This window comes from Bradyrhizobium sp. USDA 4474, assembly GCF_054057515.1.
In genome coordinates this window covers 5,251,759-5,276,831 of record NZ_JBSRZJ010000002.1, presented here as the reverse complement: position 1 = coordinate 5,276,831, position 25,073 = coordinate 5,251,759, and the positions used below count along the sequence as shown (strand labels likewise).

Here is a 25,073-nt window from a genome sequence, read left to right as displayed (position 1 = left end):
CGTATGCGAAGATTCGCCGCGAGACGAGATTTGCTGAAGGGCGCAGCCGCGATGGTCCTCGCGGCAGCGGACGCCACGTCCGCCTTGCTGCATGCGCAGGACCAGCCCCATCCTCCTCCCATTTCGGACACCCAAATCACCGTCTCAACGATCGACGTGATCATAGGCCGGAATAGCCTCCTGGCGCGCGTGCCCATTGGATTGAGCGTCCCTGCCCCTCACACCATGGTTGTAGAATATTGGGTCCAGGAAAGACCCGGTACCACGCTAAGCACTACCAAGCTTGCCGCATCTCCTGGCCACTTGATTTTTCATCCCGGCGAGCAACACAAGGTCATCGAACTCCAGCTCGGTCGCCCGCTTGGCCCTGACCAGACGATCGACCTCCGGCTTGCCGACTTCGGTTATCCGGTGCGAGCCTATGCAACCCGCACCGCCCGGATAACGTCCGGTGATGTTCCGACGTCCCTCGCCTTGACGATCGACACGATCCCATTGCCGTCCTTGCCCAGCGGCGGCTCCATCGCTTTTGCAGATGATCTCCGCCAACCGGATTTCGCGAGCGACAGCGGCTTTCGCCCAGATGGAAGAGCGTGTTGGCAGAGTCGCCTTGCAAGGACACGACAGCAAATCGGCAATAAGGAAGCGGGTTACTACGCAGACCCAGCACTGAACCCGGAAGCCAAGGTGTGGGGCATCGATCCATTCACCGGATGTCGATACATTCAGGCGGAATACCTTGCCGGCGGCCTCTCAGACGGCAATGGAGGCAAGTTGGTCCACGCATGGGAGAAGGATGTTCCCTTCGCCTACTCCGCCGCCATGATAACGTCTCGCACCCTCTTCAATCGCATCACCATCGGGAGCTATGTCGAGTTCGAAGTGAAACTGGCCAGAGTCGCGGGAAGCTGGCCCGCGCTGTGGCTGCTGCGCGCTGACGACGCGTGGCCGCCGGAGATTGACGTCATTGAAGCCTTCATCAGTTCGCCAACCCACGCCGCGGACGTTATCACCTCGAGCATTCATTGGCGGGGGGGAGAAAAAGGACACGAAACTTACGGTACCTCGGTTCCCCTGCGTCGGGTCGAACCAGAGGCTGACATCTTCGAGCGCTTCAACCGCTTTGGCTGCCTCATCGGCGAGAAACAGATCGTCTATTACTTCAACCGAAAGCCCTACTGTGCGATGCCGAACTTGGTCGGCGCGGGCCCATGGTTCATGTTACTGGACGTCGCAGTTGGCGGGCTCGTAGGTGAACCGCGCGATCCAACGGCCTTTCCCGCGCGCATGCTCGTCGCGGGTGTCAAGGTTGTCCAGTTTTGTTGAACACGAAACGACAGGTCGAGCGACGGTTTCTTGTTCGTTCGCATGTCGTGAATTGAATGCCGGCCCGGCCGACGTGACCCAACTAAGCGCGTTTGCGTACTATCGCGATATAGTTCTTAGGATATCCGCTCTTCGTGAATCTCTGACGCTCATCTAAACGATAGAAGATGGATGCGATCACGTAGAAAAGAACCTTGCTGCAGGCAAGTAGCGGAAGGCAAACCCAACCCAAAATGCCTGCAGATATATTTTGAGGCCGGCTAGGGAGATATTTCGCCGCGGTCTCGAGCTGATATGCAACCGTACCTAGGTAGCCTTCCATCCATTTCAACTCGATGAGTTCCAAGCCTGCTTTGGCCACCAGGTGCCGCCACGCAAACTGAGTGTATCGGTAGAAGTCGTATGGCTGCTCATGCTCCTCGTAAAAGAGGGGGGCCGAACAGATCATTTTTCCGCCGGGCTTTAGCACACGCTTGAGTTCGACCAGAATTGGCAGGGGCTCGGCCAGATGCTCTAGGACTTGATTCAGAAGAACTGCATCATACCTATCGTCTTCCACTGGAATAGATGCCAAGTCGCATACGTACGTCGACTTTGCGTAAGGCTTGTCAACTTTTTCAAAGTCCGCAGCCTCATATTCGCAATGAGCGAGAAGCTGTCGATATGGTTGATCGCCGGCTCCGGCATCGAGCACTCTCGCGCCGGATAAAACGCCCGCCGCAAACAGAGCGTTCTCGCGAAACAGCCAAGTTCTTGAGGAGTTTCGCAACGCTTTCCCCAATAATTGTGGCCTAGCGCATATCAAGCGCTAACGGACCTACGTTACATCAACGACGCATTAAAGCAAATACCCAAGCGAGCCAGTGTGTGCGTTGCCTTAAGCAGCGGTCCTTTGTGCGAGATAAAGTTGAATCGCTTCATCGAGCGTTTGAACCGGGCCAACCACCTTCTCAAAGGAGTTGGTCCAAGTATCCATAAACTCGCCAATCTTTCCATAGTTGTTGTCGATGACGGTGTGCGGAAGGTCTAGCAAAACGCAAAGTATATGCGCGTGCAAACGGTCGGCGATCACATACTTCGATGAGCCCAACTGTCGCAATCCACGACCAACTCGGTTTTCCGCCAAGTTTTGATACAACTGCACTCGGATATCAACCTCCGGACTCCTTGCGGAAAGCAGTGTTTGGAACCATGCTTTGCAGACTAATGTCGTGCGAAGCCCAGGGCGCTCATGTAGCCAGTCTTGTACCGCCGCAAGGTCGGGAAGCGGTACCCCCATTTTGGTGTCGCCAGACTCTATGTCTGTCCGCAGCAGCAGCAGCAAATCTCTTATCTGTCGAGAGCTTCGATCCTGCAGACCTAAGCAAAATGCCATGTCGGGACAAAGGAGAACAGCGGCACTGAACGCGTTCTTAGCCACCTGAACGCTACGGTCATCTCGCGCGAGAATGACGAAGCGCTCGTGAGCATTTATAACCTTTGCGGCTCTTTCTAGACTCGCCTCGGATGAAAAATGTATTGTTTGAGGCATCTGTATTATTTGTCGGTCCGGAAAGCGAGATAGGATCTTTTCGCGAAACAACTGATTAGCTGGCCAAATGTCACCGAAGTTGCCGCCTCCGTGAAAGAGGATGGGTCCGTTAGGCACGGCTCTTAAGAATTCCTCTTCGGACCAACTATCATAGGTGCACACATAAGACGGAAGTTTGCCGAGTTTCCCTCTAAGAAAAAGAACCTCACCCAGCCAAATTGCGCTATCACCAACGTTCGGATGATCGGGAAAATCGACTAGCGCAAATTCCTGAATTCCGGAGAGATGCGGAGAAACAACTCTGTCGATTTCTGACCGCAAACTTTCAATTAAAGCCGCAGCTTTAAGTCTTTTTTTTCCCGTTTCCATCTTAGCTCTTCAAGTTACCCGAACCGGGTTTGGCCACAAGCAGCTGGGATCTGGAACACCCATCAGGGCGATTTCGTCCGCAGAGTGTCAGCCTGCTAATCCAACCCTGCCAATTAGTACCCTGCCAATCTTGGCGACGGCGTTAAAAAGCTCTTCCTCGGCCCCCCTGGGCTTGCCCATGATCCACCAGAGAACACTAAGTGACAGGGTGTAGATAGCAGCTCCGGAAATTACGACCGCGATGATTTTGCTGATGAGGAACGCGGCGCCTGTTCCAATACTGAAGTACTGGCCCACGACGTATGCCCCGGCTGCCATTACGGCGACACTTATACCCGGCCGAATGTTTGTTTCGAACTGACTTAGAATAGGAATTCCAAGAAGCTTACGAACCATCATCATACTAATCAGAATGCTGATCAATCCGCTCGCGCAACGAGCCAGGATTATGCCCACTAAGCCGTAGGTTAGCAAACCCATAAGGATGAATGGCACCCTGACCGCAATGTTCATCAGATCTCTTTGCAAGAGCTCGCGCGTTTGTCCCATAGCCATGGCTAGCGGCTGCAAACCGTAGATCATAGTTTGCATCGCGAAGATGCATGATAGTAACTGAATGACCATAATGGCTCGCGTCCATTGCGAGCCCATCGCGAGTTCAACAAAGGGACGGGCCACCAGAGCGAAACCGCAGCCCAGAGGAAATGCTAGGACACAAAGCAAGGACTGCGCTCGCTGAAAGGCATTCCGCAAGCGAGGCAAGTCGTGGTTGAGTTTAGCAAAGCTAGGGAAGAGTGCCTGCGAGATTGGCAAGGTTGCTTCTCGCGTCGGCAGCAGAGCGAGGTTTTCGCCAACCGTGTAGTAGCCAAGCGTCGTATTTCCGAGAAAATATCCGATGATCAGATGGTCGAACTTCCAGTTTAGGGTGTTTATGGCCTGCCCTAGCGTTAGCCAGACCGAAAACGACAGAAGATCCCGTACTTTGCTCAGACGAAAGCTGGGGCGGTAGGAGACCAGGAAGTATGAAAGGGCCGTGCCTGCGGCCTGCGTCGCGACGATACCGGCAAGAAGCGCCCAGTAGCTCTGATATTCGACAGCAACAATAGCAGATACAGAAAAACCAATCAGCTTCTGCGAGACGCCAAGTACAAATTCTTGCCGGAAGACAAGCTTCCGCGAAAAGACAATCAATTTGGGGTTAAGCAACCCTCCAATCACGGCTGACGTACTGATCACGACCATGATGCCAACGAGGCGGGAATCCCCATAGAGCCTCGATATGGGCCATGCGAGACCAAGAATGATCGCAGCTAAGCCGACTCCCCGCAGCAGGTTCAAAGTGAAAGCAGTATGAAAATGATCTTCGGTTAGCTGCTTCTGATAGACGAGCGCAGATGACAGTGACAACTCCGAGACGGCAAGGACTATAGAGCTGATTGTGGAGGCAATTGCGACCACGCCAAAGTCTGCCGGCGCGAGAAACCGCGCCAGAAAAAGCATGCTGATGAAACCAATGAGGTTAACCAAGGCCCGCGTAGCTGCGATCCAAAATGCTCCCTTGGCCAGCAGATGCTTCATACCGCCAGGAGCGGGATCAGATGGCCCGTTCACGAATGCATCGTCGGTCATACCGGAACAATCGCGTGCGGGTCACTGGCTGAGTATGGAACGGCTTTCAATCTTTTGGTCCACGGGTTGACTTCGACCACCGGATAGTATGGGTCAGACAAAACTATTTCAGCCGTATATCAGTTTCAAGAAGCCGATGCCTTCAACGTACTTGAAGTGATAGCAAACGGCAGGCTCGCGCCTTGACCGGTTGAGCCACAGCTGTGGTGCAGGTGACCGGGTTCATCAGCACCTTCTTTGCGCCTTTCTCGTCAGTACTGTCCGAACTTAGTTTCGCACTCAGATTAAACTCGCCGGAACGCTGAATTGGCGGTAGCTGTAGTTCGACGACGTTCGCGCCGTCCGCACGCTTCTTGCCAAGACTCTCCTGCAATTTACGGTCGACCGACGCGATGACGGAGCGTGATGCGGGGTCATAGATATAGACCTGCAGTTGCCGGTTTGACGGATAGTCGTCCGGCACATTGATCGGGACCTCGACCTTGAGCGGGTCAGTGGCTTTCAAGGAGAGGACGCCCGCATTGGGCTCCTGCTCGCCTGCCGCCTTGACCGGCAGAAAAGCGGGCTTGGCCATGTCGCGGATCGTGGACGAATAGCCGAATTCCTTCGGATCGGGCGTCACCTGGCCGGGCCCGCACTGGCGTGCGCCCCTGTCAGAATCGGTGAACTGGCAGACCCGGACGTAGTCGATCTTGAAACTTTGCGGAAACGCCGCCTCGTCGATGCCGTGCCGGCCGGCCCAGCCCGCCCCACCGACAGCGAAATTGAGGTCGACATGCGCGGGCGGCCCGAGCTGCCCGTCGTTGCGCTTCCACTGGTACATTCGCGTGTAGATCAGCTTGCCGTCCCAGAACATGGAAATCCGGTCCGGCGCCCACACGAACCCCGCAATATGCCAGCCCAGATTGAGATCCTCGCTCGCATACATATTCTGGAATTTGAGCAGGAAATCCTTGTCGACGTAGGTGTATTGCTTTTCGCTGAAGGGGGCCACAACGTTCGAGTGCAGCGAGTTCGCCTTGTCCTCAACACCGTTGATGACATACTCGAAGATGTCGATCTCGGGCGGATGCCAGGTCTTGCCGTCGACATCGTAATCCGCCTCGAGCCAGAACGCCGGCCATATCCCCTTCGCATTAGGCAGCAACACCCGTGCCTCATAGTAACCATAATAGAAGGTGCGATGGCTGCGGATCATCGCGGATTCGAACAGGTCACTCCCCTCCATCTTCTTGGCAACCAGGCTGAGCACGCCATCAGACAGCACGTGATTGTCGCGATAGCGCTCCTTCTCGTCGTTAAAATGGTCCATCGTCTCGTTCTGATAGATGTAGCGCGTGGCCCATTTGTTGCGGTCCAGCTTGTCGCCGTCGAACTCGTCGGAGAATACAAGTTCCCATCCAGACGACCGTGCCGATTTTGTCGGCACGATGGCGCAAACGATCAGCAACAGCCAGAAACTTGCCTTACCTATCTTGCCAAGCATCATTCAGAATTGCCTCCGAGTTTGGACGTATTTACGATCCGCCGATCAGGTGTGTCTAATCAAATTGTCCCACATTGACAGCCCCCAAGTGCTCGGTCAGGTTGCCCGGGAGTGGCGGCGGCTGGTTTCATTCATGACCGTGTCACGAAGCCGGGTCGAATACGTCACCAACGGGACGTGGACCCCGGCTGTGCTGCTTTGAGGAAATCAGTGAAAACCGACTTCGCCATTTCCGGGTTCATTATCAATCTCGATCGCGACGTCGCGCGGTGGCAAAGCATCTCCGCTGCGCTCGATGGATTTGGCATCCCTTATCAAAGGGTCCGCGCCATCGATGCCCGCAATCGAATTAACCTCATTCGCGGCGTTGTGCAGCGGCATTTCGTCTACGCTCCGGCGCGCCGCGACCTGACGGATGCCGAAATCGGGTGCTATCTCTCCCATCTCGCCGCTCTGAAGCGCATCGTGAGACAAAGGCTGCCGGCCGCTATGATTTTCGAGGACGATGTGATTTTTGATCCAGCGTTCCAGCGTTTTTATCAGCACGACCTTGCACGGTTCCTCGCCGCCAGTGACATTGTGAAATTCGAAGGCATTCACTACCCGCATACGTCCAAGTCCGGATTCGAGATTGCCCATGGGACGACGGGGCGCCTACTCCTGCGTATGAGACCGACACTAGGTGCCGCCGCTTACGCCGTGACGTGGCGCGGCGCGCTCGCTTTGCTCAAGGCAGTGTCCGTTCCGGATCGTCCCTTCGACCATAAGCTAGCATACTATGACCGCCATTGGGTCGATTATGCTGAAACCGAGCCGTTTCTAGCCCGTCAGGCATCTTATGCGAGCAATCTGGAGGATGAGCGGCGAATCTACGATTTAAGCGGCGTTCGGCTGCGCCTAAGCCAACTCCGGGCTAGTCTCAGCGCTCCCAAACGAGCTGCCGCGCGTTTCACCTACATTGCAAGATTTCTCATCAAACAGAGGTTACGCAGATCGAAATCTTACCCGTAATTGCAGCCAAGTGTGGGAGGCAGTGCCCGATAGCGGACGCCGTGTGCGTCTAGAAAGTCGAGATAGGATCGATGAAGACGATACTGTGGATTTGCGGCCGTTTGCCGACACCGCTCTTCAGCGGCGACGCGCTTTATTCCTCCGGGCTCTTGAAGGCGCTTGCCTTGACAGGGAACGCGGCGATCACGGTGGTCGGCACGCGCAGAACCGAGCAAGCCCTCGAGGATCATACCCTTGGCCTGCCGAACACAGTTTGCATCGATTCACCCCCTTTCCACCCTTCCGGCATTTCAAGCCTTCTGACGCGTATGCCGAGAGATGCCTACAACCTGGGTACACGCGAAGTTGAACGGTCGCTGGTCCGCTTGCTGGGTCAACAATGGGACTGGATCGTCATCGACCACGCCTATTCCTCCGGACTGCTGCCGCTCATTCTGCGCGGCCGGAAACAGGCATCGATCTGTTACGTCGCCCATAATGCAGAAGGAAAAATTCGCCCCGAAATCGCGCGTCACTTCAGCAATCCCTTGCGGCGAGCGGTGATGGGTCTCGATGCTGAAAAGTACCGAAGACTAGAGAATAGGATTGCCGAAGCGGCCGACGCCATCATTTGCATTACGGAAAGCGATGCGAGTTATTTCCGACAGCTAACGAAAAACATCCATGTCGCTCCTCCGGTCTATCTGGGCCATGCGAATCCGGCCCGCAGCATTGAAGCGAGCTGCCCTCGGACGCTGCTCCTGTTGGGGGAATTCGAGTGGATCGCAAAGCAGAAGAATTTGGAATTGATCGTGCAGGCACTTCTCCCGAGCTTCAAACAGCACGGGATTACCCTCGACGTCGTCGGCAGTGTGCCGCAGGCCATCAGGAATAGCTATGCCCATCACGGATCCAACCTGAACTTTCATGGACGCGTCACTGACATTTCCCCCTTTCTTCGCTCCTCCCGCGGCGGCCTCGTGGCCGACTTGCTGGGTGGAGGATTCAAGCTCAAAGTGATGGACTATGCGTTCGAGCGATTACCGATCTTTGGCATCAGGCAAGCACTGGCGGGCACCACCAGTGAGGAACAATCGGCGATGTTCCTCGCTGACGACCTGGGCCATCTTGCCGCAACTATCGTTCGCTACGTCGATGATCTTAGCGCACTGAACCGCAATCAGGACGCGCTCTTCAGTCTGTTTTCCGACCGGTTCGGACTCGCGGCCGGCATCGATCGCGCGAGAAGTATATTCTCACTAAAATGTCCCAACATTCTCTCGACACCAAGGATGGCTCCCAGCACGAGTTCGTCGTATCAGGCGGTACATTGCCCAGACCGGAGGCATTGAATGAGCTCGATGATCGCCGCCCCAGATGACAGCACGCCTGCGCCGATCATCGAGTATCAACCGATCACCGAGCTTACCAGGACTGGAAGAGCCGTCGTCTGGTTCTCAATCGTGTCCTTTTTCTTCCTCACTCAGATAGCGTACAATATCGGTGAGTTTCCGGTTGCCGTGGACCTGATCGCCTACGCGGTGTTCACCGCCTATCTCCTCAGGTCGGGACATGTTGCTCTGAGCGTGCCTTCCGCATTTCTGCTCATATGCATCGCCGGATTGGCCGGATTCCGCATCCCCTTCTCGAATTCGCCGAGTTCCTGGAGTTCGCTGCTGCTGCTATGCACTCTCTACCTGCCGTTCTTGTTTCGGTTGGCAAGACGACCTCAACTGCAGCCGGTCGAGGATTACATCGTCGCTGTCTTTGTAACGGTTGCCTCCGTAATAGCTGCGGTTGGTGTGGTCCAATTGGTGCTGGTCAATGCGGCCAAGGTGTCCACCTTGACCAACATCTACTACGTCCTTCCCGACGCAATTCGCGGAGCGGGCCATTACACCCATTTCCGGGAAGATTCCGGGATCACCAAAGCGAATGGCTTCTTCCTTCGCGAATCCGCTGACCTTTCCCAGGTGACCGCGCTGGCTATCCTCCTTGAGTACCAATCGAAAAGGAGACTCCGCACCCTCGCGCTGCTCGGAGCCGGCCTGCTAGCGTCGCTGTCAGGTTCCGGACTGGTCGCTTTGGCGGCAGCCTTTCTGCTCCCGAAATCTTTGAGCCGGATTCCCCTGTTCATAGCCCTTGCCACAAGCCTGGTCTTGGTTCTCATGGTCCTGTACAGCCTTGATAGTCCCGTCCTCAACTTGTGGTTTGGTCGACTTTCCGAGTTTGGGCAGACGGGCACGAGCGCCTATGCCCGCTTCCAGGCTCCAATGGAGATGATTGAGCGCGGCTTTGACAAAGGGATCCTGACAACCTGGTTCGGCAACGGTGCAGGCAGCTTTTTTCGCGACCTCGCGACCGCCCGCTTCAAATATGAAGTCGCTGATCCGACCTGGGCCAAGCTGACTTATGAATATGGCATCGTTGGCTTTGTGCTCCTCTTGTCCCTTTTCCTGCTTCGGCTGTACTCGAGCACTGCCCCGATAGAGGTTTGCAATTTCTTCCTTTTGAGCTGGATCAGCTTCTCTTTGGTACTGAAACCCGGGTATGCTCTGATGATCTGGCTCCTGACCCTGGTGCCATCGACGCCCGATCAAACGGGACACAAAGGTCAGGCAAAATACGACGCGAAATGACCGCAATGACGACCGCCCAAACCATCAGCGTGATCATCACCAACTACAACTATGACAATTACGTTGGAGTTGCCATCAATAGCGTCATAGCCCAGACCCGTCAGGCTGACGAGATCATCGTAATCGACGATGGATCCACCGATCGATCGCGCGAGCGAATCGAATCCTACGGCACCAAGATCCGCGCGGTATTTCAGGAAAACCAAGGCATCAGGAAGGTCTCCAACACCGGTTATGAAATTTCCCGCGGCTCGATTGTCTTGTACCTCGACGCAGACGACGTGCTTTACCCGAACGCCCTTGAATTGATCGAGCGGTCCTTCAGACCCCGCGTGGCCAAGGTCCAGTTTGACCTCGACGTCATCGATCAATGCGGAAATTTTGCGGGTCGCCGATTCTGCAATTTTTCCGATGACATCAGTGAAGAAAGCGTGGCGCAATCGTTCGCGGCAACCGGCACCTACCTTTGGCCCGTGACCTCAGGCAATGCCTATTCGCGTGAATTTCTGAGCAGGGTCATGCCGCTGACACCACCGGAATCGCACGATGGCGTCTTGAACACGATCGCGCCGCTTTATGGGCGAGTGGTCACGATCGTTCAGCCGCTCGGACAATATCGCGTCCATTCCCGAAACATCAGCCGCAGCAACGAACGGGGCCAAACCGCGGCTATTCCCCAGTTCGCCCGGCGGATTGGCATCAGAAAGCAGGAATTTGATGTTCTGCGCCAGCATGCCGCTGCGCTTGGCGCCCCCCTCCCTCAAGGCGACTTGTTGGAAAACGAACTGGTATTTGTTAATTATCGTCTCATGGCGCGCAAAATGCGGGACGAGGATGCACAAGATTCGCGTCGCACGCTCTGGAATTTGTGGCGGGGCGGCGCGTCTTGCATCCTGAAAAGTCCGATCACCTCCCGAGCACGGAGCAAACACCTTGTCTGGATTACCTGCTTGGCGCTTGCACCAACAGGCCTTGCACGCCAAATGATCCGCCTCCGGTACAATCGCCTGCAGGTGCTGACGAACCTTCGCAGGCTTGGCCGCTCGAGATCTTATGCATAGAGAGCTCACGCCGGTTCGGAAGTTCTCTCGCTAACTTCCGGCATCAGCGTAAAGAAAGCGACTCATACATAAGGCCGAGGTGGCGAGGCGGGCCGGCGTCCCCGTTTCACCGGGCCATCCGAAAGAACTTTAGCGCTTGTCTGATCCATTTTGGCCGCTGAGCGGAGGCGTACCGCCAGCTAATGAGGGTGCGGCGGAACAGTGGCGGGCTGAGCAGCACGCCAACGATCCACAACAGGATCGAGACGCGCTGAGCGAGAGAGAACCCTTGCGGATACACAAACGATCTACATCCATCGATCAGGATGCGAGCGCCGCTATCCTCTTTGATTGGATGGATGTCCGGGCGCAGCGTATAAGATGCGGTACGAAGGCAGGCGCATAGCAGGTTTTTCTTCAACGCTTCAGGCGCAACGTGGAGGTCCGCGCTGCTTGCGATCTCCGTGAAGAATTTATGACGCCGATGGGCGAGGTTGATCTCGCGCGCGAAACGCTCATCGTCGAGTTGAAGGAACGCGCCGTGGTTCAGGCCATGCACCCGATAATCGACCAAGGGTTTGGCGATGGTAATGACATCGCCGCAGGCTGGTGCCGCGGCAAGAAGATAGCTGTCCGGCGCCCGATCGACGAAATCAGACTTGAAGCTGAACACGCGGTCGACGAGCCAGCGCGGATAAGCATTCCCGGATCCCGGCGGGGTCGGATACGCGCCAGTCGTGGTAACCCAAGTCCGGATATCCTCGGGGCTCGGATGCATGAAATACTGCGGCAGGATGCCCCCGGTGGGTTTGCCCTTGGCGTCGACAACGCGCATCTGGAACTGATATTTGCTGGCCTTTGCTGACCAGACTTTCGCAATTTCAGTCATTACGTCCGGATGCAGCGCATCATCAGAATCCAGAAAGATAATGACGTCGCCTGAAGATCGGTAGAATCCATTCACGCACGAGGGCATTTGGCCGGCATTTGGCTGTTCGATAAGCGTAATCCTGTCCGCAAATTTTCTTATCACCTCAAGCGAATTGTCTGTCGATCCATCGTCAACAACGACCACTTCCAACTTAGGCCATCGAATTCCCAACGCACTTTTGATCGCCGCGCCTACAAACTTTGCATAGTTGTAGTTCGGGATGACGATAGAAAGAGCTAATTGACTCGGGTCCCGGGGCATTTCGATCCTGACTGAGGGCACATTCTGATTGGTCCATTCCCACAACAGCTTCCTTCATCTGTCTTGGGAAAGGGCTCCCCAACAGAGGCAAGGAGAGTCCGCGTGTGGTGAAGACCCGCGCCACGAAACTGTCTAATTGTGTTCACGGATCTGACCTCACTAGCATGGTACGCGATTTGCTAGTACAACCACAAATCTACGACGTAGACTTGGAAGTAACGATGTCCGCTGAACTTTATCGGGAACTGTCTTGGCTTCCAAGGCCACCCGAGGATTTCTCTTCTCGCTGCAAAGACCTTTTGACCACCGGGGCAGAGCTGGGAGACCAAATCCGGTTTCTCGCGACCCACGCGCTGGATGAGCGGCAGCTGTCGCGATTGGGACGCGCGATTGTCTCGGCCCGCGAGCACGGCCGGTCCCTGCAACCTTTAGCTCCATTTCGGCTTGGCCTGATCGGAAATGGCACCTTGGATCTCATGGTGCCCGTCCTGATTGCCACGGCCGCGCGCCACGGCTTTGCCCTCGAATGCATCACCGGCGCGTACGATCAATTCCTGCAGGACGCCTTGCGGCCGGACTCGCATCTCAACACATCCCGACCAGATGCGGTCCTGGTTGCACTCGATCACAGAGGCCTTGCACTTCAACCGAGCCCCGGCAACGAACAGCTTGCCGCTCAGACCCTCAACGCCGCAATTAGCCTCCTCGACACCATTCGTGCGGCGATTGCGCACAACAGCGGCGCTGTCTGCATTGTCCAAACACTTGCGGCTCCTCCGGAAGGGCTGTTCGGATCCTTCGATCGCGCGCTGGGCGGAACGAGCAGAAACCTCGTTGATCGTTTCAACCAAAAACTGTGCGAGGCGGTCCTCCAGTCAAACGACTTGCTCCTCGACGTTGCAGGCGTTGCTGAAACCGCTGGGCTTGCAGACTGGCATTCCCCCGCACAATGGAATTTGGCGAAACTGCCATTTTCCGACAATTACGCTCCGCTCTATGCGGATCACGTCTGCCGGATTATTGGAGCGATGCGCGGCAAGAGTCGCCGATGCCTCGTGCTCGACCTCGACAATACGGTTTGGGGTGGCATCATCGGCGACGATGGACTTGAAGGTATTCAGATCGCGCAAGGCGACGCCACAGGCGAAGCGTTCCTGTCGGTCCAGCAGCTTGCCCTGGCCTTGCGCGCACGCGGCGTCGTTCTGGCCGTAAGTTCGAAAAATACGGATGCGATCGCACGGCGTCCCTTCAAGGAGCATCCGGATATGCTCCTGAAGGAGGATCACATCGCCGTGTTCCAAGCAAACTGGGATGACAAGGCAACCAACATACGTGCGATCGCCAAGGAATTGGCGCTTGGTCTGGATTCCTTCGTTTTCCTCGACGACAATCCGGTTGAACGAGGCCTGATTCGGCGCGAAATCCCCGATGTGGCTGTTCCCGAACTCGACAGCGATCCCGCGAGCTACGCGCGCACTCTGGCGGCCGCAGGCTATTTTGAGGCGATCGCCTTTTCCGATGAAGATCGCGCGCGGGCCGACATGTACCAGGCAAACGCCCGTCGGTTGAGTTTACAGGGACAGACCTCGGACCTTCAGTCATATCTGCGGTCGCTGGAGATGCGCATCGTGTTCGGCTCCTTCGAGCGCACGACGCGGTCGCGCGTCACACAGCTGATCAACAAGAGCAACCAGTTCAATCTGACCACTCGCCGTTATACCGAGCCCCAGATCGAACAGCTCGAGCAGGACGCTGATGCGATGACGCTGCACGTTCGGTTGCTTGATAAGTTCGGCGACAACGGGATTATTTGTGTCGTCATTTGCCGCCTGTCCCGCCCGGGCGCCTGGACCATCGACACTTGGTTAATGAGCTGCCGGGTTCTGGGACGGTGCGTCGAACAGGCGGTGCTTGCTGAGATCTTGTTTCGTGCACGCGCTGCCGGCATCTCGACTCTTGAAGGCCTCTACGTTCCAACCGAGCGAAACGAAATGGTCGCCGAACATTATGGAAAGCTTGGATTTACGCGGGTAGAAACCGCTTCCGACGGAAGCAGCCGATGGGAGCTGAAAACCGATGCAGAACTCGGCGACCTGCCGATGACTGTCGAGCGTGAACTGCAGCCTGCTTAAGCCAATCTTTTACCCGCAAGCCCTTTAAGCCCGAGCTGATCGTCGATGAGCCTTACATCTCCTCTGTTTTTCGCTTTCCTGGCTGGAGTCATTCTCGCCTATCACATCAGCGAGTCCGTTCCGTATCGCAGGCTGGTGCTCGGCCTCGGCAATGCAATCTTCATCGCCAGTTACCTCACCGACTACATCCAGATCCTGCCGCTTCTTTCCTTTCTACTCTTGGGGCTTGCGTGCGTCTCGATCCTCTCCGTCAGGAAGTCTTCCCTTGCGCTGGGTTTCGCGGTCGTTGGCGTCCTGGTCTGCTATGTCTTCCTGAAGCGGTTTTCCTTCTTCGATGATTTCGGTCGTCTACCCTTTCCATATTTGACGATCGGGCTATCCTATATCCTGTTCCGAATCCTGCATTTAATGGTCGATGTCCATTCGGGGGACGTCGAAGAGCGGATCGGGCCGACCGCATTCTTCCGCTACACGTGCAATTTTCTGTGCTTCGTGTCCGGTCCGATCCAACGCTACCAGGAGTTTCGGGCAGCCGATGGGATCGCCGTTATCAAGCTCGACGAAGACACTGTATTCCAGGCCTTTGCCCGGGTCATTGCCGGCTATGCGAAATTTGTGATCATCGCCGCTGTGGCAGAATACGCGTTCTCATTTTTGAAGCCACAGCTACTTCAGGCTGGCGACCCGTCGTTCGTGAAGCTGTGCCTTTTCTATGCTGCCGCCGCTTCGCTCTACACTGTGTATCTGTACTATAATTTCTCCGGATACATGGACATCGTTATCGGCAGCGGAGTGCTACTTGGTCAGGCCCTTCCGGAAAACTTCGACAAGCCCTTCTCTGCCCGCAGCTTCCTGGAGTTTTGGCAGCGTTGGCACATGACGCTCTCACAGTGGTTCAAATTCTATCTGTTCAATCCGCTGGTGATGCTCCTGATGTCCTGTTTTCCTGCGTCCGCGCTCACCGCATATCTGGGTGTTTTCGCATTTTTCGTCACGTTTCTCGTGATGGGGATTTGGCACGGAACCACGGCCGTGTTCGTGGTCTACGGATTGCTGATGGGTGCTGGCGCCAGCATTAACAAGCTGTGGCAGGTCGCCTGCACGGAACGCCTTGGAAAGAAGCGCTACAGGACGATGACCGAGACCTCGGGCTACGTCTATTTTGCGCGCGGCGTCACAATCAGCTATTTCGTGTTGGCTTTGACATGCTTGTGGACGCCTGAATTGTCGGAATTCGCGCGCTTGATTGATCGGCTTGGCCCTGCCGGCGCATCGGCTGCTTTTGCCGGGATTGCGCTTGCGTTTGGTCTGTTCTGGTGGCTGGCTGATCGGGTCGCTCCCCGTCTAACCGCGCCAACCTTTCTGGCCACCGCGCGCGACAGCCTTGTCGGCCGAAACCTGGCGCTGGCGTGCCAGATGATGGTCATCGTCGCAGTCACCACGTTGCTCCATAAGTCCCCCGACTTCGTCTACAAGGCGTTCTAAGTTGAGCTATATCCTTCGACAGATCGCGCTGACCTTTGTATCATTCGCATTTCTCTATGCTCTGATTGGCGGTCTATCCTTCCTGGTGTTCCCGGACCCTTCGTACGGAGGGCCTCGCGATTTTCAGGCGGCAGAGCGCACACTGTTTATGACCGTGCCAAAGTACGTGTTTCTCGGGCGTAGCGTGCTCGACACTCCGGACGCGAAGGTGCTTATTGTAGGAGCCTCCAACACAGCAGTCGGCTTCATCCCGAGGCTCATTCAACCCAAACTCGCGTGCGCCAAGGTCAGCAATCTCGCGATGGGAGGCGCAAATATATCGGAGGTGGCTCAGATCATCGATCTGGTGCGCGAGACGCAGAGCAGCCCGGGTACCGCGCCCAATACCTTCGTCATTGGCGTTTGGTACGGGATGTTTGCGGATTCCGACATCAGATTTGCTGATCCCGATCGGAATCGCGGAGAATCCGACCTCGATATTGAGAAATACCGATACGGCTTCTACCGCCGGACCGCCGATGGCCCTGTCGCGGTCTTACCTTCCAAGTGGCTCAATGCCGGCGTCTTGGCAATTCGTCCGCTTCTTCTTGTCGAGAAGGTGGCGCGCGAAGCCAGAACAGGCGTCAATCTGCTTCTGACCGGACGCCGGTCCGCACAACGGACCGACGTTGAACGCGAGGCTGCGGTGATGTCGGAACAGGACAAGAAAAAAGCTTTGGAGTATTGGCAGGAGAGCATGGGGTTCAAGGGCGCGATTTCCGAGACGCAGTTGAACTTGCTTAGGAGTACGGTTGCGTCATTGCTTGATTCGGGAGGGCGGGTGGTACTCGTCGATCTTCCGATCCCATCATGGCACCGCGACGCAAGCCCGTATCAGCCCGGCTACGAACAAAAGCTTCAGGAATTGACCGGGCAGTTCAAGGAGCGGTCAAACTTCATCTCAATATCGATGAGCGATCTTGACGGAGATCTGGATTACTCTGACGAGGTGCATGCAAAGCGACACTTGGCCAACATATGGTCGGATAGATTGGCCAGCGTCTTGAGTTCTTTTGCCTGTCAGAAGAACGCTGACAAGGAAAAGGTTTCATCGCGAGCTCCCGAACAGGCTACGGCTGCATCGTCCGACCATTGAATAGTAAAAAGTGGTCGATGCTCGACCGTCGATAGGAAGGATATTACCTTGGATCAACCTCAAATCTATACGAGGCTCACATCTGTCTTCCGCGACGTGTTCGATGAGGACGACCTCGTCCTGACGCCGGAAACCACTGCAGACGACGTTGACGGCTGGGATAGCTTGTCTCACATCCGCTTGGTTCTGGCGGTCTCGAAGTCCTTTGGCGTGAAGTTCTCCGCGTCGGAGATCGGTGGACTGAAGAACGTCGGCGAATTCGTCGAATTGATCCAGAAGAAGAGCTGAGGGATCGAGGTGTCGGAATACAGCGAGAGTGCTGCGGCCTTAGTTGATCTCGCCTTTCATCATTTCGGCTTGGCTGTCGCCTCTCCGGATGATGCATTTCGGTATCTGGCGTCGCTTGGCTATCGCGCGGGGAATTCGGCGTTTGATCCACTCCAGCGGGTTAACCTTGCCATGCGCCACCACCCAACGATGCCTGACGTTGAGGTGATTTGGCCTGGCGATGGTCCCTCTCCGATAGATAGGCTGATCAAGAAAACAGGCACGATGATCTACCATTTATGCTATGCATCTGCCGATGCTGGCGTTGCCCTCGCCGCCCTTTCGGCCGCCGGCATGGAGATCCTAACGGTTAGCCCCCCCACGCCAGCGATCCTGTTTGGTGGCCAGGACGTTTCGTTTCATCATATTTCAGGTTTCGGTCTCATCGAGATCTTGCATACTGGATGGCCTGGGGCCGCAAATGCCCGGCAGATGGACAGTCGATGACAAGCAAGACTATTCCAAGAATTCCAACGCAAGTAAGCGTTGCTTGCGGAGTACTGCTAATCGTGCTGACGATCCCCGGCAGATCGGCTCAGGCTCAATTCGGAAGAACGACCGCGCCCATTTACGGTGGCACGGGAGTTGCGTCGCAACCTCCCAATGCCTTCCAGGGCATGGCCGGAACGTACGAGCCACCACACAAAACGCCGGATGGACGAGCCTGCATCACCGTCCACCCGATGACGCGCGCGCAGATCGTCAACCCCAAAATCATCGATCAGATCGTCATCATTAACAACATATGCGCCCAAACGATCAAAGTCCAAGTTTGCTATGCTGGCAGCAACGATTGCGTTGTTGTACCCTTAGGGGGATACCAAAAGTTACAGAGAACGTTGGGCGTTGGGACGGGCTCGACTTCCTTTAGATATGAATATCGTGAGTTATACTGAATTTGCTACGGCCGCTGCGTTCGGGCTCCCCTGCATGTTCAGAGCGTGTCGTGATATATCGATTGGCTCGGGTCCCCGAGCATGGACATACTGATGAAGAGAGATCGAACCAAAGCCCATTTGGCTCGCATCACGCCGCGCGTTCTCGCCGGGTTCAGTCTTGCCTTCGCGTTGGCCACGCTCCTTGTCGTTTGGCTGAAACCCTCCCCAAGCGAAGGAGCAGAGCTCCCAACTGCAGTTCAATACACACTCAAGCTAAATCGCACCATATCGCCCGCGTCGGCTGGAACGATTCTGGCCGCTTCCGACGGTCTGTTTACGCGAGCAGGCCTGGGCGTGCGAGTGGTAGCCGGCGCAGGCGACGCTGACGCCATCGCCGCCGTTGCAGCCGACGAAAATACCATAGGGGTTGTATCAGCCGCGGCGTTCCTCAAAGCGCGATCGGAAGGGCTCCCAATCGTCGCTTTCGCCGGATGCTACGGGGCGGACCCGGTCGGTTTTTTTACGGTGCCCGGCACTACGCTTTTGCAGCCTTCGGACCTTGAGGGAAAGCGGATAGGATATAAGAAGGGCCCTGAGCTCTCTGCCGTTTTCTACGAGTTTGTTGCGAAGAATTCCCTGGCACAAAGCAAGCTTGCCGCGATAGAAAGTGATGAGCCTTTGCAGGACCTTCTGGACCGAAAGATAGACGTGCTTCTTGGTCGCCTCGACATTGAAGGTGAGGAGTTGGCGCGGAGGAATATCGAATACAGAACGCTAAGTCCAGCCTCCTATGGCGTGCATGCGGCGGGACCAGTGTACTTTGTCCAAGAACGCGCTCTCGGCAAACGACGCACTCTCGAGAAATTCGTAATAGCCACCGCGGAGGGGTGGAACGCCGCATACGCTGACTATGAACGAACAATTCCTATCATCGCCGACTCCATTGATGTGCCGCTTCCGCGACCACTGATCTCCCGGCTCATGGATGCTCAGCGTGCTTACTTGCGCCCATATGGGACTAGGTTTGGTGAGCTGGACGAGAACCGCATTCGCAGGGTCCAAGCACAGCTCTTGCGCCGACGGATCCTGTCAGAACCGGTCGATCTAACGCGCGCCGTCAACTATGACGTCCTGAAAGAGGCCTATCGTAGCGAGGCAAATAACCTAAGTCGCGACGAGCCCTGATCAGATGTCCAATCCAACTCAAGCTATTATTTTTGGCGGGGCAGGCTTCATCGGAACTCATCTTGCAACGCATCTTGTGGCGTCGCAAAAGTATAAGCGCGTCCTATCCGTCGACATCGCTCCGCCAAGAGCCAATGTGGCTGGCGTCGAATATCTGCACCATGACGTGCGGGAGGCCATCGACTCCGGTATTTCGGACGGAAGTCCCGCCGATGTTTTCAACCTGGCCGCAGTCCATGTCACACCTGGGCACCCGGATGGTGACTATTACTTCACGAACGTCTTGGGAGCCGTGAACGTCTGTAGATTCGCCAGCGCAATCGGCTGCAGCAATATAGTTTTTACAAGCTCCATCTCGATCTACGGACCAAGCGAAGCAGCGCTTGATGAGGAGGCCACGCCGGCTCCCGTGAGCGCCTATGGGCGCTCAAAGCTCGCGGCCGAGAAGATCCATCTGCTTTGGCAATCCGAAGCCTTGGATCGCAAGTTGACGATCGTTCGCCCCGCCGTCATTTACGGACTTCACGAGCGAGGAAATTTCACCAGACTTTCGCGGATGATGGAACGGAATGCCTTCATCTATCCAGGGAGGACAGACACGATCAAATCGTGCGGCTACGTGAAGGATCTTGTGTCATCCATGATGTACATGTCGAGCGAGAATGACGGCGTGCGCATTTATAACTTCTCGTTTGAGCACAGATATACAATCAGTGAAATCTGTACTGCGTTCTCCCGGGTCGCTGGCTACAAAGAGCCGCGACTGACGATTCCAATCTGGTTCATGAATCTCGCCGTACTTCCCTTTGAAGCCCTGCATTCGGCTGGCCTCCAGACAGGCATCAATCGGGACCGCGTAAGGAAGCTGTGGTTCTCGACGAACATTTTGCCTAAACAACTCGTCGCAAGCGGCTTCAAGTTTTCTTACGATTTGGAAAACTCTCTCATCGAATGGAAACGCGAGTCGGCTCTGAAGGACTTTGACTGATGGGCCTTCTTGATCGTGACCAACGATCTCCGATCAAGAGCAGAGCCGATTTTCGTACGGAAGAAAAGAAGGCCAGCTATCCCGCCACCTTGGCGACAGCCGGCCTCTGTACCATGGTAGCCCTCGCGCCGCTTCCGTTCGCCTCCACGGATATGCGGATTATTGCAGTCTGGGTCTTATTGCTTTCTGCTGTGCTCTTGCTGACCCTCCCGCGGGAGATTAGTTCGCGAGACCTTGTTTTCTTGTGCGGATTTGCGGCGATCTCGTTATCTTGGGCCTTTGTCGTCAGCGAGCAATTGAGTGAAACGTGGCTGCTATCGCGCCGACTGGTGGCCCCGATTTGGGGGCAGACCTCAGCAATTCTGGGCGAGCAATTGACCGGCTCGCTTTCGGTAGCCCTCAATCAGCCTTTCTTCTCCGCCGGATCGCAGATCGCCTGCCTCCTGTCCATGCTGTGCGGGTATCTTGTAGGTCGCAACCGGCGCGCCGCCCGCATGCTGCTGCTCTCATTTTTGGGCTCGACCTTGGCCTACGCTATTTATGGCCTGATCGCACATAGTTTCTGGCCGGACTATTTGCTGTGGCACCGAAAGTACAATTATTTGAGTTCGGTCACTGCAACCTTCATCAATCCGAATGTTGCAGCTTGCTATTTCGGGGCCGCAACCATTGGGTGGGTTCTGGTCTTCGCAGCAATGGAAGGAGATCGTCGTGGCGGGCCGCCGCTTCCGTTGCGCGAGTGGGTTAGGTCTCATTTGCACAGCTTCTCGCCGCTAAGAACGCTTGGTCTGCTGGCGCGCTTCGCAATGCTTTCCACGACGATGCTAACAGGATCGCGTGCGGGATCCGTCCTGTCGCTGCTTTGTTTGGCTGGGGCCCTCGGCACCTATTTTCGCATAGGACTAAAGAAGCAGAGGCTTCTCTGGGTTTTTCCCATTCTGGCCCTGCTTGTGATTGTTGGCGCTATTTCGATCCTTGCGCCCCTGGTCAATCAAAGATTCGGAGTGCAAGGCTTTTTCGATTCGGGACGCTGGCAAGCCTACCTATCGACGATTGAAATGATCAGAGACTTTCCCTGGTTCGGTTCCGGATTAGGCACATTTCGATGGGTTTTTCCAGAATATCGAAGCGGCGACGTTCCCTCATATGGAGTTTGGGAACAGGCGCATAACTCGACGCTGGAAGCGGCGGCCGAAATGGGCATTCCCTTCACCCTGGTCTTAGGAATAGGATGGCTCGCTTGCTTAATGGTGCTGTTCCGGGGGATGTTAGGCCGCAATCGCGACGCAATCCTACCGACTGCAGCCTTCTGGATTACCCTGTTAGCGATCCTGCATTCGCAGGTTGATTTTCCGCTGCAAATTCCGGGCTTTGTTCTGGCGGTCTGCCCCATCATGGGCATGGGCATGGCCCAATCATTCTCAACAGGCCACCGTGTTAACCCACATTCCTGATAAATCGTGAAGCGCTGTACATTTGCCTAATTTTCTTTTAAAAACACTGGATTAGGCAGGTTGGACGAGGTTGAAATTATGAGCATTGCGGGACGCCGGTTGTCGTCGAAGCTGATCTTGTCAGCCGCGTTTTTCGCGTTGTCCTTGCCCACAAGCGCATTCGCCGCTTGCGTGAACGATCCTGACACCGCCCAAAAGGCAGCAGCCTTTACCACCAACCCCTCCTCTCTGCTCGAAGGGCCAAATGGACCTCGTAGCCCGGATGATGTGGCCGCCGATGTACAGACCTTCGTGGCGTCCTATCCCCAGGCGCTTCCTGCGGTGCTGGCCATTTTGAAGGATCTGGAAAACAAGGGGCCGTCAAGTTCGGCGCTGCAGAAGGCTATCGGCACCGGGCTCGGAAAGGCGGCAAACGTTTGCAAGACGACCGATCTGACGTTTTCCCTGGAAATCCAGAGTGATTTGGGTGCCACAGGGTCGGCTGATGCCAACGCGCAATACGCGGCCCTCACTGGAAACGATCCGACCCGAAGCGTGGCTCTCTCAGGCGCCACGACCGGTTCGTCGGGCGGCGTCGGCGGCCAAACGTCGGCGACGGGCGGAACATCGGGGACCGGCTCGTCTTCCTTTCAAACTTTTGTTGCCAACAGCGTATCCAACAATCCGACAAATTACTTTAGTTCAAGCGTTAGCGGTGCGGGCTCAGCGGGCGGAACGACCACGACGATCGTCTGCACCGTCTCAGGTTCGTGCTGAAGGTTAGGCCTTCCTTCAACGATCAATCCGATTTTTTTCGGCGCTCGGATGCGATCGCTTTGATTTTGAGTAGCCGCGACGAATATCAGTCAGAGTAGACCGACCGGATGCTTCAAACACGAATCCCAAATCCTCAGGGCTCGACGCAAGTTCAGGGCAACGACACGGCGTCGCTTGAGCACACCGTTTCTGTAGCCCTTGGCCTGATCAGTCGCCAATACCCGGTGATGATCATCACGGTGCTGCTCTGCCTCGCCATGGCGGGCGTCTACTTGGCAACCGCGCCAAAGCGCTTCACCGGGACGGCTGTACTTCTGATGGACAGCCGCAAGATGCAGGGTTTGCAAACGCAAGTTGGAGCCTCAGGCGACAATCCGATCGACACTGCCATGGTCGATAGCCAGGTCGAGGTGTTGAAATCAGAGACCATTGCCTCGGCGGTGATCAAGGATTTGCGGCTCTTGGATTCTCCGGAGTTTATGCGCGAAGACGAAGGCCTCTTGGGCGGATTGAACCGCCTCTTCGCAAGCTTCTTCCCGGAATCGAAGCCCTCTGATGACGGCCTCATGCGAACCGCCATCGGGCGCATCGTGAACGGACTAACCATCAAGCGCGTCGCCCAAAGCTACGTCATCGAAATATCATACCAATCCGTCTCGCCTGATCTGGCCGCTCGGATCGCAAACGCGGTCGCAGAGAATTACATTACCGATTCCCTTGAATCGAAGTACCAGGCTTCGCGCCGCGCCGCGGTTTGGCTCCAGGATCGCTTAAAGGAGCTACGCGCCCAGGCTTCTACCGCCGAACGCGCGGTGGCCGATTACAAGGCCAAAAATAATATCATAGACGCAGGCGGACGTCTGCTGACTGAGCAACAGCTTGCGGAGATCAACAGCGCACTAACAGAGTCTCGCGCAAAGCGCGCTGAGGCCCAAGCTAAGCTTGAGCGCATCACCGCAATCCTGAATGCGGACGATAATGATTCACGGGTGATCTTGAACGATTTGGCCACCGTGAACGACTCGATGGCAAATCCCGTCATTACCAAGCTGCGCCAGACCTATCTTGATTACGCAGCGAAAGCGTCGGATTGGTCCAACCGATATGGACCTACACATTTGGCCGTGGTCAATCTGCACAATCAGATGCGCGAAATCCGGCACTCGATTATCGATGAGCTTCGACGCACGGCCGAAGCCTACAAAAGCGACCTTGAGATTGCTAAAGCGCGCGAGGAATCCAGCCAGAAGAGCCTGAATGATACGATCAGCGTATCGAACGACACGAGCCAGGCTCAGATCGTCTTGCGGGACCTCGAAAGCAACGCGCAAAGCGCGCGTGCTTTGTCGGACAATTTCCTGCAGCTCTACATGGTCTCGGTCCAGCAACAGTCTTTTCCGATCACCGAAGCAAGGGTCATCACTCAGGCCGATGTATCATCGTCGCCGAAGACCTCGCCCAAGACGGCCTTGGTTCTCCTGGCAGGGATCGTCGGTGGTGGCATTCTTGCCGGTCTCGTCGCGATCTTCATCGAAATGCTCGACCGCGTCTTCAGGACCGTTCATCAGGTCGAAAGGTTACTTCAGACCAACTGTCTCGCCTCTGTCCCGATTGTTGGCCTCGGAGCAGACGAGACCGCAAATGGATCGCTGAACCGTCTCAAGGGATGGTTGCCCTTTCCGAATGATTGGATGCCGTATTCGCGGCCGCGCTCTCGTCCGAGCGTTGCCGTTGACCAGCTAGGCCGCGCTAGGGAGCTGGGACCGACTCACCCGATCCGCCTGGGCGACCGGCAGCTTGCAATGGACGACAGCGTTGGACGCTTCGCAATCAATTCGCCATTTTCGCGGTTCGCCGAAGCGTTCCGTTCGATCAAATTGGCGACCGATCTAAGCAACTATGGCTCCCCTCACAAGGTCGTCGCGATCACCTCGGCTCTTCCCAACGAAGGCAAATCGACGGTGAGCGAGGCCTTGGCTCAAACCACGGCGCAGAGCGGACTGCGCACCCTTCTGATCGATGGCGACATTCGGAACCCAAGCCTAACCCACCGCCTTGGTCGTTCGGCAGACGTTGGCCTGATCGAAGTCGTGTTTGGGAAGGTAGACTTGAAGGACGCGCTCTGGGTCGATCCGCAGACCAATCTGCACTTTCTGCCGTGCGTGGTAACATCACGGTTTTCGAACTCGAGCGACATCTTAGCCTCCACGCAAATGCAAAACTTCTTTCAGCAGATGCGCGAGCAATATGACCGTATCATCCTGGACCTCAGCCCATTGGCGCCGGTGATCGACGTGCGCGCGACAGGCACGTTGGCCGACTCGTACATTTTGGTTATTGAATGGGCGAGATCGAAGGTCGATGTGGTCGAGCGCGTTATCCAAGAAACGCCCGTAGTTCGTGAGCGCCTCATGGGTGCGGTTCTCAACAAGGTGAACGTCGCCGCCATGAGCCGTTACGACACGCACAGCGGAGGGTATTACCGCAACCGATATTACTCGCGATACGGGTACGTGGACTAACCTGAAGCG

Annotated in this window: 21 protein-coding genes; 15 read left to right on the top strand and 6 right to left on the bottom strand. The window is 55.9% G+C overall.

Translation table 11 applies throughout. The annotated features are described in order from the left end of the window. The first annotated feature begins 30 nt into the window (after positions 1-30). The gene (locus ACVW16_RS26440; RefSeq protein ID WP_456802496.1) at positions 31-1,326 is read left to right on the top strand and encodes a glycoside hydrolase family 16 protein; all 1,296 of its coding nucleotides are present in this window, start codon (positions 31-33) and stop codon (positions 1,324-1,326) included. A gap of 82 nt (positions 1,327-1,408) precedes the next feature. Here ACVW16_RS26440 and ACVW16_RS26435 read toward each other — a convergent pair whose 3' ends face one another. The 4 genes from ACVW16_RS26435 to ACVW16_RS26420 form a co-directional block, all read right to left on the bottom strand. After that, complete coding sequence (locus ACVW16_RS26435) at positions 1,409-2,107, bottom strand: class I SAM-dependent methyltransferase (protein WP_456802495.1); 699 nt, start codon at positions 2,105-2,107, stop codon at positions 1,409-1,411. A 96-nt stretch (positions 2,108-2,203) separates the two neighbouring features. Beyond that, positions 2,204-3,226, bottom strand: coding sequence for a polysaccharide pyruvyl transferase family protein (locus ACVW16_RS26430; protein ID WP_456802494.1), 1,023 nt, complete (start codon positions 3,224-3,226; stop codon positions 2,204-2,206). Between the two features lie 87 nt (positions 3,227-3,313). Then, a complete protein-coding gene (locus ACVW16_RS26425; protein ID WP_456802493.1) occupies positions 3,314-4,855 on the bottom strand; it encodes a lipopolysaccharide biosynthesis protein in 1,542 nt (513 codons plus the stop codon). Positions 4,856-4,997: 142 nt separating this feature from the next. Next, entirely contained in the window at positions 4,998-6,344 is a 1,347-nt protein-coding gene (locus tag ACVW16_RS26420) for a glycoside hydrolase family 16 protein (protein ID WP_456802492.1), read from the bottom strand. Between the two features lie 207 nt (positions 6,345-6,551). Here ACVW16_RS26420 and ACVW16_RS26415 point away from each other — a divergent pair, with 207 nt between their 5' ends. The 4 genes from ACVW16_RS26415 (at position 6,552) to ACVW16_RS26400 (ending at position 11,031) form a co-directional block, all read left to right on the top strand. Continuing rightward, the gene (locus tag ACVW16_RS26415) at positions 6,552-7,352 is read left to right on the top strand and encodes a glycosyltransferase family 25 protein (protein WP_456802491.1); all 801 of its coding nucleotides are present in this window, start codon (positions 6,552-6,554) and stop codon (positions 7,350-7,352) included. Positions 7,353-7,423: 71 nt separating this feature from the next. Beyond that, positions 7,424-8,683 (top strand): glycosyltransferase, encoded by a 1,260-nt coding sequence (locus tag ACVW16_RS26410; protein ID WP_456802490.1) that lies wholly within the window; start codon positions 7,424-7,426, stop codon positions 8,681-8,683. Next, complete coding sequence (locus ACVW16_RS26405; protein WP_456802489.1) at positions 8,684-9,970, top strand: hypothetical protein; 1,287 nt, start codon at positions 8,684-8,686, stop codon at positions 9,968-9,970. A gap of 5 nt (positions 9,971-9,975) precedes the next feature. Further along, positions 9,976-11,031: a glycosyltransferase family A protein gene (locus ACVW16_RS26400; RefSeq protein ID WP_456802488.1), complete on the top strand. Its 1,056-nt coding sequence runs from the start codon at positions 9,976-9,978 to the stop codon at positions 11,029-11,031. 106 nt (positions 11,032-11,137) lie between these two features. Here ACVW16_RS26400 and ACVW16_RS26395 read toward each other — a convergent pair whose 3' ends face one another. Next, entirely contained in the window at positions 11,138-12,247 is a 1,110-nt protein-coding gene (locus ACVW16_RS26395; RefSeq protein WP_456802487.1) for a glycosyltransferase family 2 protein, read from the bottom strand. A 176-nt stretch (positions 12,248-12,423) separates the two neighbouring features. On the opposite strand from ACVW16_RS26395, the gene ACVW16_RS26390 reads away from it, so the two are divergent. The 5 genes from ACVW16_RS26390 to ACVW16_RS26370 are packed head-to-tail and all read left to right on the top strand — an operon-like array spanning position 12,424 to position 17,728. Further along, the gene (locus tag ACVW16_RS26390) at positions 12,424-14,334 is read left to right on the top strand and encodes an HAD-IIIC family phosphatase (RefSeq protein WP_456802486.1); all 1,911 of its coding nucleotides are present in this window, start codon (positions 12,424-12,426) and stop codon (positions 14,332-14,334) included. Between the two features lie 45 nt (positions 14,335-14,379). After that, a complete protein-coding gene (locus ACVW16_RS26385) occupies positions 14,380-15,819 on the top strand; it encodes an MBOAT family O-acyltransferase (protein ID WP_456802485.1) in 1,440 nt (479 codons plus the stop codon). A 1-nt stretch (position 15,820) separates the two neighbouring features. Further along, positions 15,821-16,954 (top strand): hypothetical protein, encoded by a 1,134-nt coding sequence (locus tag ACVW16_RS26380; protein ID WP_456802484.1) that lies wholly within the window; start codon positions 15,821-15,823, stop codon positions 16,952-16,954. A 48-nt stretch (positions 16,955-17,002) separates the two neighbouring features. Continuing rightward, positions 17,003-17,242, top strand: a complete 240-nt coding sequence (locus ACVW16_RS26375; protein WP_456802483.1) for an acyl carrier protein — start codon at positions 17,003-17,005, stop codon at positions 17,240-17,242. Positions 17,243-17,251: 9 nt separating this feature from the next. Next, positions 17,252-17,728, top strand: a complete 477-nt coding sequence (locus ACVW16_RS26370; protein ID WP_456802482.1) for a VOC family protein — start codon at positions 17,252-17,254, stop codon at positions 17,726-17,728. Positions 17,729-17,784: 56 nt separating this feature from the next. Here the strand turns inward: ACVW16_RS26370 and ACVW16_RS26365 are convergent, their stop codons facing one another. Beyond that, positions 17,785-18,051: a hypothetical protein gene (locus ACVW16_RS26365; protein ID WP_456802481.1), complete on the bottom strand. Its 267-nt coding sequence runs from the start codon at positions 18,049-18,051 to the stop codon at positions 17,785-17,787. Positions 18,052-18,258: 207 nt separating this feature from the next. Here ACVW16_RS26365 and ACVW16_RS26360 point away from each other — a divergent pair, with 207 nt between their 5' ends. The 5 genes from ACVW16_RS26360 (at position 18,259) to ACVW16_RS26340 (ending at position 25,064) form a co-directional block, all read left to right on the top strand. Further along, the gene (locus tag ACVW16_RS26360; protein WP_456802480.1) at positions 18,259-19,344 is read left to right on the top strand and encodes an ABC transporter substrate-binding protein; all 1,086 of its coding nucleotides are present in this window, start codon (positions 18,259-18,261) and stop codon (positions 19,342-19,344) included. 4 nt (positions 19,345-19,348) lie between these two features. Continuing rightward, complete coding sequence (locus ACVW16_RS26355; protein ID WP_456802479.1) at positions 19,349-20,332, top strand: NAD-dependent epimerase/dehydratase family protein; 984 nt, start codon at positions 19,349-19,351, stop codon at positions 20,330-20,332. Beyond that, complete coding sequence (locus ACVW16_RS26350; protein ID WP_456802478.1) at positions 20,332-21,786, top strand: O-antigen ligase family protein; 1,455 nt, start codon at positions 20,332-20,334, stop codon at positions 21,784-21,786. Before ACVW16_RS26355 ends, ACVW16_RS26350 begins: the two co-directional genes overlap by 1 nt. A gap of 60 nt (positions 21,787-21,846) precedes the next feature. Next, complete coding sequence (locus tag ACVW16_RS26345; protein ID WP_456802477.1) at positions 21,847-22,542, top strand: hypothetical protein; 696 nt, start codon at positions 21,847-21,849, stop codon at positions 22,540-22,542. A 107-nt stretch (positions 22,543-22,649) separates the two neighbouring features. Then, on the top strand, positions 22,650-25,064 hold the full coding sequence (locus tag ACVW16_RS26340; RefSeq protein ID WP_456802476.1) for a polysaccharide biosynthesis tyrosine autokinase: 2,415 nt from the start codon (positions 22,650-22,652) through the stop codon (positions 25,062-25,064). Positions 25,065-25,073 lie beyond the last annotated feature (9 nt).

Excerpts from the sequence above, each read along its gene's own strand:
- ACVW16_RS26430 (WP_456802494.1), bottom strand. The coding sequence starts at position 3,226 with ATGGAAACGGGAAAAAAAAGACTTAAAGCTGCGGCTTTAATTGAAAGT.
- ACVW16_RS26425 (WP_456802493.1), bottom strand. The coding sequence starts at position 4,855 with ATGACCGACGATGCATTCGTGAACGGGCCATCTGATCCCGCTCCTGGC.
- ACVW16_RS26420 (WP_456802492.1), bottom strand. The coding sequence starts at position 6,344 with ATGATGCTTGGCAAGATAGGTAAGGCAAGTTTCTGGCTGTTGCTGATC.
- ACVW16_RS26410 (WP_456802490.1), top strand. The coding sequence starts at position 7,424 with ATGAAGACGATACTGTGGATTTGCGGCCGTTTGCCGACACCGCTCTTC.
- ACVW16_RS26405 (WP_456802489.1), top strand. The coding sequence starts at position 8,684 with ATGAGCTCGATGATCGCCGCCCCAGATGACAGCACGCCTGCGCCGATC.
- ACVW16_RS26400 (WP_456802488.1), top strand. The coding sequence starts at position 9,976 with ATGACGACCGCCCAAACCATCAGCGTGATCATCACCAACTACAACTAT.
- ACVW16_RS26390 (WP_456802486.1), top strand. The coding sequence starts at position 12,424 with ATGTCCGCTGAACTTTATCGGGAACTGTCTTGGCTTCCAAGGCCACCC.
- ACVW16_RS26385 (WP_456802485.1), top strand. The coding sequence starts at position 14,380 with ATGAGCCTTACATCTCCTCTGTTTTTCGCTTTCCTGGCTGGAGTCATT.
- ACVW16_RS26360 (WP_456802480.1), top strand. The coding sequence starts at position 18,259 with ATGGACATACTGATGAAGAGAGATCGAACCAAAGCCCATTTGGCTCGC.
- ACVW16_RS26355 (WP_456802479.1), top strand. The coding sequence starts at position 19,349 with ATGTCCAATCCAACTCAAGCTATTATTTTTGGCGGGGCAGGCTTCATC.
- ACVW16_RS26350 (WP_456802478.1), top strand. The coding sequence starts at position 20,332 with ATGGGCCTTCTTGATCGTGACCAACGATCTCCGATCAAGAGCAGAGCC.
- ACVW16_RS26340 (WP_456802476.1), top strand. The coding sequence starts at position 22,650 with ATGCTTCAAACACGAATCCCAAATCCTCAGGGCTCGACGCAAGTTCAG.